The sequence below is a fragment of the Streptomyces sp. NBRC 110611 genome, assembly GCF_001590865.1.
In the GTDB taxonomy this organism is placed as follows: domain Bacteria; phylum Actinomycetota; class Actinomycetes; order Streptomycetales; family Streptomycetaceae; genus Streptomyces.
This window is the reverse complement of sequence record NZ_BBUY01000006.1, coordinates 54,698-68,093: the sequence shown is the minus strand read 5'-3', so window position 1 is coordinate 68,093 and position 13,396 is coordinate 54,698. Positions and strand designations below refer to the sequence as shown.

Here is a 13,396-nt window from a genome sequence, read left to right as displayed (position 1 = left end):
AGGTCAGCCAAGCGCAGCGGAAAGGCGGGGTGCCACCAACGCGCCCCCGGCGGCCACCGCCGCCATCGTCGCGAAGACGGCGACGAACGCCGCGGGGTGGCTCGCGCCCGTTGCCGTGCCCGTCGTGTGCGCGATCGAGCCGCCGCCGAAGGCGACGAAGAGCACTCCGCTCAGGCCGACGAAGGTGACATTGCCCAGCGCGTCCGACATCTGCAGGGACGCGGAGTTGCTGCCGGCCTCCTCCGGGCGGGACAGCTTCAGCAGGAGGACGCCGCCGCTGGAGATGTTCAGGCCCATGCCGAAGCCGCCGATCGTCCAGGCCACCGCGACGATCCAGACCGGTACCCCGTCGAGCAGGACCAGCGGCACCAGGACGATGGCCGTCGCGAGGAGCCCCATGCCCAGGCCCATCAGCCGCTCCCGGTACGGCTCCAGGCGCGGGCGGCTCTGTACGTACGAGCCGAGCGCCCAGGTCAGGCCGCCGCCGGTGAGGGAGAGGCCGGCGAGGGTGGCGGACAGTCCGCGCTGGGTGACCAACATCAGCGGGATGAAGCTCTCGGCCGCGACCAGTGCCCCGGCGGCCAGGCCGCGCATCAGCACGACGGTCGGCAGACCGCGGGCCGCCCGGAACGTGCCGCGGGGCAGGAGCCGGACGATGCCCGGCCCCAGCAGGGCCAGCCCGGCGGCCGCCGGCAGCAGTGCGGACCACACCGGGTGCTGGCCCGCGTACTGGAGCAGACACGCGCCCACCGCGACGGCCAGCGCGAGCAGACAGCGCCGGTTGCCCAGGACCTGCCGGGCCCCGGCGTCCGGCCCCGGCCCGGTGCGCGGCAGCTTCCGCAGCGCGGGCAGCATCACCGCGAGCGGCAGCAGTATCAGCACGGGGATGGCGAGGAAGACCCAGCGCCAGCCGAGGTGTTCGGTGACGGTCCCGGAGAGCAGCGGGCCGACGATCACCGGCACCACCCAGGCCGCCGAGAACGACGCCATGATCGCGGGCCGCAGCCGCTCGGGGTAGGCGCGGCCGACGACGACGTACAGCGACACGATCACCAGTCCGCCGCCGATGCCCTGCACCCCGCGGCCGGCGACGAACATGCCCATGCTCTGCGCCCCGCCCGCGATCAGCAGGCCCGCCCCGAACGCGGCGATCCCGCTGAACAGCGGCGCGAGCGGGCCGCGCCGGTCGCTCCACTCGCCCGCCAGCGCCATCGCGAACAGGCTCGCCGTGAAGAAGGCGGAGAAGGCGAACGCGTACAGGCCGATGCCGTCCAGGGCCCGGGCGGCGACCGGCATCGCGGTGTTCACGGCGCTGGCCTCGAAGGCGACGAGGGAGACGACGGAGATGATCCCCAAGGTCAGCGCACGGTACGGGGAGGACAGGACGCCGTCGGCGGCAGGCTCGCCGTCGTCGTCGAGCGACGGGGTGGAGAGGGCGGGCTGGTCAGCGGTCATCAGCCCAGCGTAAGGGCCGTACGGCCGGTGTGCCCCTGTCGGAGGGCGGGGTCCGGGTCGGCCGTCGGTCCTACGTCGCGGGTCCCCCGTACGTCGGCGCGTCCGTCACGACACGGCGTCGGTACCGCTGCGGCGGATCGCCGGCTGGGCGGGCACCGCAGGCTGGTCCGGCCAGGCGAACGCGTACCGGGGGTCGCCCCCGCAGCTCAGCCGTACGAAGCGCAGGAGTTCGCGGACGATTCCGGCGTTGCCCATCGCCCAGCCGGTGCGCGGTTCGAGGTCGCCCGGGGTGGCCCGGTGATCGACGTTGGACCAGCGCGCGCCGTCCTCGTCCCGGGTCGCGCGGGCGACGAGATCCGCGACGAGGACCTGGGCGAAGTCGTACGGGTCCTGCTGTTCGGCGATCCGGTCGCAGGCCAGGGCGAGGACGCCCGCGGTGCCGCAGCAGCGGCCGTTGTTGTCCCAGAAGCCGGGGCGCAGCCGCTCGGGCAGGCCGGAGCGGGTGACCGTGTGCCAGCAGCGGTCGGCGAGGGCGGGCCAGACGGGGTCGCCCGTGATGTCCCGCAGCAGCCGGAAGGCCTGGGCGTCACCGGCCGGGCCGTGGCACCAGCCGTAGCTGACGGGCGGGGTCACATCGGGGCGGTACTGAGGGCTGGAGTGCCGCACCAGGAAGCCCTCCGGCCCCGCTTCGTCACGCGCCACGACGTCCGCGGCACCGGCCAGCGCCAGCTCGACCAGGTCCGCGCGGCCGGTGGCCCCGCCGACCCGGGCGAGCGCCAGGACGATGCCGAGCGTGCCGTGGGACACATGGTGCAGGCGGGAGCCGACACCCGCGCGATGGGCCCAGTGGACGCCCGCCGAAGTCTGCTCCGCCGTCCGCAGGTACGGCTCCAGGGCGAGGACGGCCAGTTCGGCGTCGCCAACCAGGAGCGCCCCGAGGCCGATCCCCGCGTTGCCGCCCATCAGCTCGAACAGTTCGCCCCAGCGGGTGCCGTCGAAGCGTGACCGCACACGCTCCCACGCGCGGTCGGCGGCGGCGCCGGCGGCCGGGGCGCCGAGTTCTTCGTGCAGGGTCCGCAGGACGAGCGCCATTCCGGTGCGGCCGAAGTAGAGGGAGTCGTCGTCGATGCCGTCGACGGTGTCGGCGAGGCTGCGGGCCGCGCGCAGGGCGGTGTCGGCGTAGGAGTCGTCGCCGAAGTGCCGCCACGCCTCCAGGAGCACGGGGATGTTCCCGGCCGTACCGCTGTAGAGCATGGGGTCGGGCTCGTCGTCCGAGGGACTGGTCGTCCAGGCGAGGCCTCCTCCGGAGGTTTCCCGCGCTGCGTCGGTCAGCCACCGCAGCCCGTCCACCGCGAGTGCCTCGACCTCGTCGACCGCCACGACCGTGGCTTCCGGTGCCGTCATGGCCCCATTGTTCCGTACATGACGGAAGGCCATCGCGGCGGGGCCGGTTCCCGTCTCGTTCCGTGCCGTCCGGGCAGGCCTACTGCTGTTGCAGCACCTGGGCCACGGCGGCCTGGGGGCGGATGGGGAGGCGGCCGATGGGGCGGCCGGTGGCGGCGCGGACGGCGGAGGCCACGGCGGCCGGGGAGGTGACCACGGGGACCGCGCTGGCCGGCTTGGCGCCGAAGGGGGCGACCACGTCGCGGTCCTCGATCAGCTTCACGATGCGGATGTCGGGGGCGTCGAGCGCGGTCGGCAGCGCGTAGCCGGTCAGGTCGGGTTGGCGGACCTGGCCACGGGTGGTGCGCAGGTTCTCCATCAGGGCGGCACCCAGGCCCTGGGTGACGCCGGCCTCGATACGGGCCCGCAGCTGGCGCGGGTTGAGGACCCGGCCGACGTCCTGCGCGACGGTCATGTCGACGACCCGGACGGCGCCCAGTTCGATGTCCACGTCGGCGACGCAGCGGATGGCGCAGAACGCGAGGCCGACGAAGGCGTCGCCCTGGCCGCTGTCGTCGAGCGGCTCGGTGGGGTGCGGGCGGCACTGGGCGGTGGCCCAGAGCTCCTTGCCGTCCAGGGCCTCGGCGACGGTGGTGCTGAGCACGCCGTCGTACGAGGTGATCTTGCCGTCGCTGATCTGGAGGAGCTCGGTGGACATGCCGAACTTGGCGGCCAGGGGTTGGAGGAGCTGGGTACGGACCATCTTCGCGGCGCGCTCGACGGCGCCGCCGGAGACCCAGGTGTGGCGTCCGTGGCAGGCCGGACCGGCCGGGGGCTGGTCGGTGTCGACCCCGGCGACGTGCACCTCGTCGACCCCGAGGGTCTCCTGGACGATCTGCCGCGCCAGGGTGGAGAAGCCCGAACCCGTCTCGACGGCCGCGCAGATGACGGTGGCGACCGAGCCGCTGACCTTGACGGTGGCGGTGGAGACCTCGTCGGCGCCCTCCGCGCCGAGCATGTGCACCATCCCCAGCGCATAGCCGACGCCGCGGCGCACCGCGCCCGGTTCGCCCGCGCCCTCGGGGCCGCCCGGCAGCAGCCACTCCGCTTCGGGGGCGTCCTTGGGCAGCTCGGGCAGCGGCGCTTCCCGTACGGCGTGCAGGAGTTCGGCCACGGGGGCGGGGCAGGTCACCGTCTGCCCCGTGGGGAGCAGATCGCCGGTGGCCATGACGTTCCGCATCCGGATCTCGTCGGGCTCCAGGCCCAGGCGGGCGGCCAGTCTGTCCATCTGGCCCTCGTAGGCGGCGCAGACCTGCAGGGCGCCCTCGCCCCGTACGTGGCCGGAGGGCGGATTGTTGGTGCGCACCGCCCAGCCGTCGACGACCGCGTGCGGGACGACGTACGGGCCGCAGGAGAAGGAGACCGCGGCGGCGAGCGCGTCGGCGGAGGTGTCGGCGTAGGCCCCGGCGTCCATGAGGATCTGCGCCTCCACCTTGACCAGCTTGCCGTCGGCGTCCGCGTGGTGGCGGTAGCGCAGCAGCGTGGGGTGGCGGTGGGTGTGCGCGAGGAAGGACTCCTCGCGGGTGGCGGCGAGTTTGACGGGGCAGCCGGTACGCAGCGCCAGCAGGCCCAGCGACAGCTGGATGCCGGGGTCCTCGCGGTCGGCGGTGGCGCCGGGCACGCCGGTCACCACGACCTTGACCTGGTCCGGTTCCAGGCCGAAGGAGGCGGCGGCCAGATCGCGGTCGGTGTGCGGGTCCGTGGAGGCGGTGTAGATCTCCACGCCGCCGTCCGGGCGCGGTACCGCGAGCCCGGCCTCGGCCCCGATGGGCGCCGGGTCCTGGCGGCCGATCCGGTAGAGCCCCTCGACCATCACCTCGCCCACGGCGTCGGCGTCACCGAAGCGGAGCGGGATGTGCCGGATGAGGTTCCCGTCCGGGTGCAACGGCTCGGCCTCGAAGGCCAGTTGGGGGTCGGTGACGGCGTCCAGCACCTCGTACTCGACGGCGATGGCGGCGGCGGCCAGCCGTGCCGTGTCGGGGTGGTCGGCGGCCACCGCGGCGATCGGCTCGCCGTGGTGGCGGACCTCGTCCTTGGCGAAGACCGGGCGGTCGGCGGTGCCCCGGCCGTGGCCCGCGTCCCCGGGGACGTCGTCGTGGGTGACGACGGCGCGGACTCCGGGCATCTCCAGGGCGTGCCGGGTGTCGACGGACCGGATCCGGGCGCGCGGGTGCGGCGAGCGCAGTACGGCGGCCCACAGCAGCCCCTCGGCCCACAGGTCGGCGGCGTACGGGAAGGTGCCCTCGGTCTTCGCCGCGGCGTCGGCGGGCGGCAGCGAGACGCCCAGCCCGTGCGGCGGCGGCTCGACGGGCGGGATCGGGACGCCCGCCGCGGGGGTCGCGGTGACGGCGGCTGCGCCATCGGACGTCATGCGGTGCCTCCGGTGTGCGGATCCTGGTCGTGCGGGGCACGGCCCATGGGGTCGGCGGGGCCTGCCTGGTGGGGAATACGGGCGGTGTCCGGCGGGGGCGCCACGGCCGGTCCGTCCTCCGCGGACGGGGCGGCCTCGGCTGCCTCGGCGGCCTCCGCACGGGCCTTGACGACCTCTTCGACGGCGTCCAGCACGCCCCGGTAGCCGGAGCAGCGGCAGAGGTTGCCGCACAGCGCTTTGCGGGTCTCCAGCTCGCTGGGGGCGGGGTTGCCCTCCAGGAGGTCGTGCACGGTCATCGCCATCCCCGGTACGCAGAAGCCGCACTGCACGGCACCGGAGGCGGCGAGGGCGCACTGGACGTCGGAGGGGGCGCCGTTGCGTGCGAGGCCCTCGACCGTACGGACCTCGCTGCCCGCGGCGGTCGCGGCGGGCACCAGGCACGACGCCACCAGCCGCCCGTCCACCTGGACGGAGCAGGCGCCGCACTCGCCCTGCGAACAGCCGTCCTTGGCCCCGGCCAGGCCCAGGCGTTCGCGCAGCACGTAGAGCAGCGATTCGCCGATCCAGGCATCGGTGACCGGGCGGTCGATGCCGTTCACGCGCAGGACGTAGGAGGCGGCGGGGTGTTCGTTGTGTTCGTGGTGTTCGCCGTGGGGGGCGGCGGGGGCTTCGGCGCCCTTGTTGAGGGTGTCCGTGCTGAGGGGGTCCGTGCCGTCGTCACCCTCGGTGGCGCCGGTGGCTTCGGCTCCTTCGGCCGCCTCCGCCGCCTCGGCCGTCTCGGCGCGATCCGTGCTGCCGTCGGTTCCGTCGGTTCCGTCGGTTCCGTCGTCGTGGTCCGCGAGCTCGCCGGGGGCCGTCTCGGGCGCGGACTCGGGCGCGGACTCGGCCGGTACGACGGCTTCCGGGCGGGTGTCCGGCTGCGGGGTGTCCGGCGTGTCCGGGGTTGCCGGGGTATCCGCCGACGAGGCGTCCGCGGCGTCTTCGGCCTCGACCTCGGCTTCGGCCTCGGTCTGCTCGGCCTCGTCGGGCGCGGTGAACTCGCCGGAAGGGGGCAATTCGGCGGAATCCGGGAGGCGTTCACCGTCGGCGATCGGGGCCGTCGGGTTCACCGGGGCCGTCGGCGCCGGCGCAGCCGTCCAGCCGGCCGCGCCGGCCGGGGCGGGTACGTCCGACGCCCCGTCGTGCGCGGGCCGCGCCGTCTCGGTGGCCGGCGGCCACTGGGCAAGCGCGTCGGCCGGCAGCGACCAGTGTCCGGTCGCGCCGCCGGCCATGGCGTCCGGGCCGCCCGGGGCCGGTTCCGGGGCGGGCGCCGGGCGGTGGTCCTCGACGGGTGCCGTGCCGCGTCCCGGGAAGCCGCTCTCCGGCGCGTACGAGCCGTCCGCGGGGGCGCCGAACGGGACCTCGTCCGCCGCGCCCCGCGAGGCCTCCTGCGGCTCCGTGGAGCGCGTCTCGCGCAGGTGCGTGGCGCTCAGGCCGGTGGTGAAGTTCCAGTGTCCGGTGCGGGCGGCGGCGTCCGGGTCCGTGCCGTCGGACGTACCGGCGTCCGCGCCGCGGTACGCGCCGGCGTGCGGGTAACCGCCGTCCTGGTAGCCGCCGACGCGGTACTCGCCGGACTCCTCCAGTCCGTCGTCGGCCGCCGCCGGAACCGACCACGTCCCGCCGCCCGGATACGGAGCACCCGTCTGCGGGCCGCCCGCCTCGGGCCACTGCACCGGGGCGCCGCCGCCCCAGGGCTGCGCACCCCCGGGCGCGCCCCCCTGATAGCCCGTGGACGGGTCATGGTGAGCCGTACCGTCCGTGTGGGCGGACGTGGGGGCGGCGTAGCCGGCGGACGGGTCGGCGTAGCCGGCCGAGGGGTCCGCGAACGGCATCGTCCACTGACCGGTGGCCGCCGGGTCGGTGCCGGCCACCGGGGGGGCGGGGGGTTGCGGGGTGAAGGAGGCGGGCGGGGTGTAGCCGTGGCCGGGCGCGGCGAGCGGGTCGGCGCCCGGGGCGCGGTCGGGTGCCCGGCCGCCGTAGACCCCGGTGGTGAAGCCCTCGGGGAGCTGGACGAAGGCCGTCGCCTCCTGCTCGTACTCACCGCCCTGCGGCAGCGGCTGCCAGCCCTGGTCGGCGGGCTGCTGCTGCGGATGACGGCTGTCCGCGTCACTCATGCCGGGAACCCCTCGCTCCGCTCGCCCTCGCATGCGCGGGGCGCGCACCTCCTGTTGATCCTCCCCCGGCCTCCGGCCAGGGGCCCCTCACGCTCCGCTCGTTCATGCCGAGAGCGCCCTCCCGAGTGCGCGGCGGGCCAGTGCCGCCACCGTACGGCGCAGGTGCAGCGCGGCGGGCGGCAGGGGCGCGGGTTCGGAACCGTCCGCCGACGGCACCGGGTCCGGGATGCAGGCGGCGGCGACGTAGTCGCCGAAGGCGGTCAGCGCCTCGGGCACCAGGGCGCGTTCGCCGTCCCAGTCGATGATCGACGCCACCCACTGCTCGGCCTCCAGGGGGCGCAGCGGCATGGCGGCGACCGCGCCGACCGCGCAGCGCACACCGCGCCGGGCGGGGTCCAGGACGAGCGCGACCGACGCGGTGGCGCGCCCGGGTCCGGTACGGCCGCCGGCCTTCAGGAAGGCCTGCGGGGCGTGCAGCAGCGGTACCCGTACGAAACCGACGAGTTCGCCGGGGTGCAGCAGCTCGCGGCCGGCCAGGAGGTGACTGACCGGGATCTCGCGGCGGGTCCCCCCGGGGCCGGCGATGATCACCGTGGCCTCCAGGGCGGCGAGCACCGGGAGGGTGTCGCCCGTAGGGGCGGAGGTCACGATGTTGCCGCCGAGGGTGCCCGCGTTGCGGATCTGCGGCGGGCCAGCCGCGCGCGCGGCGGCGGCCAGCCCGGGGATCAGGGCGGCGAAGTCGGGGCGCCCCATACGGGCGTGGGTCAGTCCGGCGCCGAGCAGCGCATGGCCGTCCAGGTACTGCCAGCCGCGGATCTCGCTGATCCGGCCGAGGCCCACCAGGGCTGCCGGTCTGAGGAGTCCGGCGTTGACCGCCGCCATGAGGTCCGTGCCGCCCGCGACGGGCACGGCGGCGGGCATGGCGGTGAGCGCCGCCACCGCCTCGTCGAGCGAGGCCGGCAACGTCACCGTGTGCGACGCGTGCGGTGCGTGCGTGGTCAAGCCAGCTGCCCCTTCCCCGGGTGTCCCGGCAGTTCCGCTCCGCCGTACGGTACGTGCTCCCAGCCCGGACGTGGCAACTCTGGCACATCTTCGTGGCCCCTCGGCGCGAGGGTCCACGAAGCGGCGGTCCGTCACCACTCGGGAGCGCTGGTCCGGTTTCGTCCGCTGGACGGGTCCCGTCCGGGCCCTGTCACCGCGCTCCCGTCGTCCGCCGCGGGGCAGGCGGGAGTCCGACGACAGGGACCACCGCCGGTTGAGGGGGCGCGGCGCGCGGCCGGGTACGGCGCCCGCCGGGCAGCGCGCCGCGCCCGGCCGCCGGCGCGCCCCCGGCGGTCCTGAGGCGCCCCCGGGGGCGGTACGGGCCTCACACGTTCGGGGGCGCCCCGTCGATCGGGCGTCCGAGCACTCCGGGGCGTTTCTGCCAGGGCCGGGGGCCGCCGGGCGGGCGGTAGTCGACACCGAGGGCGTCGAGGCGGGCGTAGTGGCCGGCCATCCGCCGGGTGAAGTCCCGGTAGTCGCGGTCGGCCGGGGCCGGCAGCCGTGACCAGGCGACCTCGGCGAAGGCGGCCAGCCGCGGGAAGACCTGGTAGTCGAGGCGCGCCTGAGTGTCCATGACCTCCGTCCAGGCGTTGGCCTGGGTGCCCAGGACGTGCGCGGCCTGGTCTGCCGTCAGTTCGGGTGGTACCGGCTCGAATCGGTAGACGTCCTCAAGGGTGCGGACGTAGCCGATCGGCACCGGCTCGTCGGGGGACGGGTGCTGACGGTGGTCCAGGTAGACCTGCTGTTCGGGGCACATGACGACGTCGTGGCCGGCCTTGGCGGCGGCGACCCCGCCGGCGTAGCCGCGCCAGGAGGAGACGGCCGCGCCGTCGGCCAGGCCGCCTTCGAGGATCTCGTCCCAGCCGATCAGCCGCCGTCCGCGGTCGGCGAGCCAGCGGTCGAAGTGCCGGATGAACCAGCTCTGCAGCCCGTCCTCGTCGGCCAGTGCCAGCGCGGCGATCCGGGCCTGGGCGGTGGCGGACGCCCGCCACTGGTCCTTGGGGCACTCGTCGCCGCCGATGTGCACGAACGGCGAGGGGAAGAGGTCGAGGACCTCCTCCAGGACGTGTTCGTAGAACCGGAGGGTGTTGTCGGTGGGCGCCAGTACGTTGGGGTTGACGCCCCAGGTGTCCCAGACCTTCAGGGAGGTGGTGTCGATGACGTCGGTGTTGCCGAGTTCCGGGTACGCGGCGATGGCGGCCTGCGAGTGTCCGGGGATGTCGATCTCGGGGACGACGGTGATATGCCGCTGGGCGGCGTAGGCGACGATCTCGCGGATGTCGTCGTGGGTGTAGTAGCCGCCGTGCGGGCGGTCGTCCCAGAGGGGGGAGGCGCGGTGGCCGATCTTGGTGCGCTCGCGCCAGCCGCCGGTCGCGGTGAGCTCCGGATAGCGGGCGATCTCGATGCGCCAGCCCTGGTCGTCGGTGAGGTGGAGGTGGAGGACGTTGAGTTTGTGGGCGGCGAGCAGGTCGATATAGCGCAGCACGCCGTCCTTGGGCAGGAAGTGCCGTGCGACGTCGAGCAGCATGCCGCGCCAGCCGAAGCGGGGGCCGTCCTCGATGGTCAGCTCCGGCAGGAGGACGGGGCGGTCCGGAGCGAGCGGGGCCCGGCGGAAGGCCGGCGGGCCGAGGAGCTGACGGAGCGTCTGGGCTCCCCAGAAGACACCGGCCGGGCCGCCGCCGGCGATCCGTACGCCCCAACGGGCGTCGGCCTCCAGGCGATAGCCCTCCGCCGGGAGGGCGGGGTCGAGGGCGAGCGAGAGGGTGTCGGCCGCCTCGGGTGAGCCGGGCGGCAGCGGCAGTCCGAAGGCCGCGCCGAGGGTCGCGCGCAGCCAGCGTGCGGTGTCCTCGGTGCCGGGTGCGGCGGCGAGGGCGGTGTCCGCGCCGAGCTGGACGGTGCCGGGGTGCGGTCCGTCGACGCTCAGCGGTGCCGGGATCAGGCCGGCCTGTTCCGGGTGGATGTCTGTGTCCGGCATGCCGTCAGTCAGTCCTTCACCGCGCCGCCCGGGCCCGGGGCCAGGACGCAGGACCGGAGCCGGTCGGCGCTGTACGAGTACGGAGAAGAGCAGCGGAAGACCAGCACGGGGATGGTCTTCACGGTCGATGCTGCCATCTCCCGTCCCCGGCGGTGGGCGGAACGCCCGGGTACGGCAACGGGCCCGGGTCCGTGAAGGACCTGGGCCCGTCGTCCGGGCGGGGTGTCGTGGCGGGAGACGTCACCGTATGGCCGCTCAATCCGCCCTGCGGCTCCGGCTGTTGGCCTGCCGGGCGCCGCGGCCCGCGTGTGCGCTGCCGGGGCGCCGCGGCCCGGCCGGGCCGCCGGGGCCGGCGGCCGCGGCGGCTACTGCTTGCCGCCGTCCTTGCCGTTGCCGCCCTTGCCCTTGTCGCCGCCGGCGCCCATGGACTCGTAGATCTCCTTGCACATGGGGCAGACGGGGTACTTCTTCGGGTCGCGGCCCGGCACCCACACCTTGCCGCAGAGCGCCACGACGGGGGTCCCGTCGAGCGCGCTCGCCATGATCTTGTCCTTCTGGACATAGTGGGCGAAGCGCTCGTGGTCGCCGTCGCCGTGCGACACCTGCGGTGTCGGCTCTACGAGGGTCCCCGTACCTGCCCCGCGCTCGGGCTCAAGAGTGCTCATAAGTGCCAAGGGTACTCACGCCCGCCGCGACCCGGGAGCGTCGGCCCGCTACCAGATGGAGCACGAGCCCCGCGGCCGCCACCCCGGCGGCCACCCACGGCAGCGCGTACGGGGCCAGGCCCGCGCCGAGCGCCAGCCCGCCGAGCGCCGAGCCGACCGCGCTGCCCAGGTAGAGCGCCGAATTGTTCAGGGCGAGGGCGACCGTGCCGCGCTCCGCGCCGGCCTCCAGCAGCCGGTGCTGCTGGGGCACCTGCGCCGCCCAGCCCGCGGCGCCCCACACCACCAGCGCGACCACCGCGCCGGGCAGCGCGACGGCGGCCAGCGACGGCAGCAGCGCCTGCGCCACGACGATCACCGCCAGCACCCCGGTGACCAGCGCCCGCACCCGCCCCGTACGGTCGACCAGCGGTCCGGCGACCAGGCTGCCCAGCACCCCGCCGGCGCCCCAGGCCCACAGGTACGGGGCGACCCCCTCGACGCCGCCCGCCGCGGCCAGCACCGGCGCGAGATAGGTGTACAGCCCGAGGCTGGCCACCGCGGCGAGGAAGGAGACCCCGACGACGGGGGCCACCGCGCGGTCCGTGAGGGCCGCCAGCCGGGCCCGTACCGGCACCACGGGTCCGGCCGGCACCTGCGGCAGCAGCGCCGCCAGACCGACGAGCGCCACCGCGCCGAGGCCGGTGAGCAGCCACATCGTGGCCCGCCACCCGGTGTGCTCGGCCAGCAGCACCCCGATCGGCACGCCCAGGACCGTGCCCGCACTCATCCCGCCCATCACCAGGGCCAGCGCCCGGCCGCGCCGCCCGGACGGCACCAGTGCGGCGGCCGCCGCCGTGGACAGCGCCGAGTAGACGCCCGCCCCGGCGCCCGCGACCGCCCGGGCCGCCAGCAGTGCGCCCAGCGAGGGAGCCAGGGCCGTGGCAGCGTTGCCGAGGGTGAAGACCGCCAGCGCGACCAGGATCAGCAGCCGGGGCCGGACGCCGGAGAGCAGACCGGCGACCAGCGGGGCCGCGATCGCGTACGCCAGCGTGAAGACCGTGACCAGCTGGCCCGCCAGCGCCACCCGGGTCCCGATGTCCGCCGCGAGGACGGGCAGCAGCCCCGCCATCACATAGGCGTCCAGGCCGAGGGTGAACGCCCCCAGCGTCAGCAGCCAGACCTTGCGCACCGTAACCGTCTCCCCTGATCGTCCGGGCGCGGGGTGACGCGGTGACGCGCCGTCCCGGCCCGGGATGAACCGACCCGGGAACCGTAGGGAGTCTCCGGATACTCCGGGAAATGCCCACTGGGGTGCACTTATGCTGAGGCGGCATGAATGACGACAGCGTCCTGGCCGCCCTCACCGCCCTCGACGGCGTCGAGCTGCGGCACCTGCGCGGCTTCCTCGCCGTCGCCGAGGAGCGCAGCTTCACCCACGCCGCGGACCGGCTGCGGACCGGCCAGCCCGCGCTCACCCGGACCGTGCGGGCGCTGGAGACCACGCTCGGCGTCCGGCTGCTGGACCGCACGACCCGCCGGGTCGAACTCACCGACGCCGGGCGGCGGCTCCACGACGACCTGGCCCCGCTGCTCCCCCGGCTGGCCGCGGTGCTGCGCCCGCCCGCCGGACGGGCGATCCTGCGGCTGGGCTTCACCTCCCTGCTGCCCGCCGCCTGCACCACGCTCGTCGCGTCCTTCGAGGCGGCGACCGGCGCCGGCGTCCGGCTGGTACGCCGGGACACCCCGCTCGCCGGGCTGGAGACCGGTGAGTCGGACGTCGCGGTGCTGCGCGGCGAGGTCCCCCCGGACGCCGGGCTGTGCAGCACACTCCTGCTGCACGAGCCGCGGGTCGCGGCCCTGCCCCGTAACGCCCCGGAGCGGACGGCCGCCGCGGTCCGGGCGGTGGCCCGCCGCCGGGTGCTGGACTGGACCGAGCTGGCCGGGCTGCCGCTGGTGGTCAACACCGTCACCGGCAGCACCCGGCCCGAACTGTGGCCCGAGGGACGGCGGCCCCGGCTGTCCTGCACCGCGGGGAACATCGACGAGTGGCTGGAGTCGGTCGCCGCCGGGTACGGCATCGGGGTGGCCCCGGAGCCGGTGGCCCGGCGTCACACCCACCCCGGGATCCGCTACCTCCGCCTGAAGAACGCACCGTCCGTGCCCGTCCACCTGGCCCGGCCGGCACGCGACGCCCATCCGCTCGCCGAGCGCTTCCTCACCTTGGGGGACACCGGCACACCCGGAAGCGCGGCCCTTTGTTGACGGGGTGGCCGTGGTGCCGCCTGCCTCCTCCTTATTACGGCAACGATTACGG

The 13,396-nt window shown here is 75.5% G+C and carries 10 protein-coding genes; 1 reads left to right on the top strand and 9 read right to left on the bottom strand.

The annotated features are described in order from the left end of the window. Positions 1-3 precede the first annotated feature (3 nt). From AZE13_RS15910 to AZE13_RS15875, 9 genes are all read right to left on the bottom strand, one after another. Positions 4-1,455, bottom strand: a complete 1,452-nt coding sequence (locus AZE13_RS15910; RefSeq protein WP_066931552.1) for an MFS transporter — start codon at positions 1,453-1,455, stop codon at positions 4-6. A gap of 105 nt (positions 1,456-1,560) precedes the next feature. Then, positions 1,561-2,859, bottom strand: a complete 1,299-nt coding sequence (locus AZE13_RS15905; RefSeq protein ID WP_066931550.1) for a lanthionine synthetase LanC family protein — start codon at positions 2,857-2,859, stop codon at positions 1,561-1,563. 79 nt (positions 2,860-2,938) lie between these two features. Beyond that, a complete protein-coding gene (locus tag AZE13_RS15900) occupies positions 2,939-5,269 on the bottom strand; it encodes a xanthine dehydrogenase family protein molybdopterin-binding subunit (protein WP_066931548.1) in 2,331 nt (776 codons plus the stop codon). Beyond that, positions 5,266-7,422: a 2Fe-2S iron-sulfur cluster-binding protein gene (locus AZE13_RS15895; RefSeq protein ID WP_066931546.1), complete on the bottom strand. Its 2,157-nt coding sequence runs from the start codon at positions 7,420-7,422 to the stop codon at positions 5,266-5,268. Before AZE13_RS15895 ends, AZE13_RS15900 begins: the two co-directional genes overlap by 4 nt. Before the next feature lie 102 nt (positions 7,423-7,524). Continuing rightward, positions 7,525-8,424 (bottom strand): FAD binding domain-containing protein, encoded by a 900-nt coding sequence (locus tag AZE13_RS15890; protein WP_066931544.1) that lies wholly within the window; start codon positions 8,422-8,424, stop codon positions 7,525-7,527. 364 nt (positions 8,425-8,788) lie between these two features. After that, positions 8,789-10,438: a beta-N-acetylhexosaminidase gene (locus tag AZE13_RS15885; protein WP_066931541.1), complete on the bottom strand. Its 1,650-nt coding sequence runs from the start codon at positions 10,436-10,438 to the stop codon at positions 8,789-8,791. 8 nt (positions 10,439-10,446) lie between these two features. Further along, entirely contained in the window at positions 10,447-10,575 is a 129-nt protein-coding gene (locus tag AZE13_RS38125; RefSeq protein ID WP_258527827.1) for a hypothetical protein, read from the bottom strand. 228 nt (positions 10,576-10,803) lie between these two features. Next, positions 10,804-11,103: a DUF3039 domain-containing protein gene (locus tag AZE13_RS15880; RefSeq protein WP_079124048.1), complete on the bottom strand. Its 300-nt coding sequence runs from the start codon at positions 11,101-11,103 to the stop codon at positions 10,804-10,806. After that, a complete protein-coding gene (locus AZE13_RS15875) occupies positions 11,090-12,271 on the bottom strand; it encodes an MFS transporter (RefSeq protein ID WP_066931537.1) in 1,182 nt (393 codons plus the stop codon). Before AZE13_RS15875 ends, AZE13_RS15880 begins: the two co-directional genes overlap by 14 nt. A 143-nt stretch (positions 12,272-12,414) precedes the next feature. On the opposite strand from AZE13_RS15875, the gene AZE13_RS15870 reads away from it, so the two are divergent. Then, on the top strand, positions 12,415-13,344 hold the full coding sequence (locus tag AZE13_RS15870) for a LysR family transcriptional regulator (protein WP_066931535.1): 930 nt from the start codon (positions 12,415-12,417) through the stop codon (positions 13,342-13,344). The last annotated feature ends 52 nt before the right edge of the window (positions 13,345-13,396 follow it).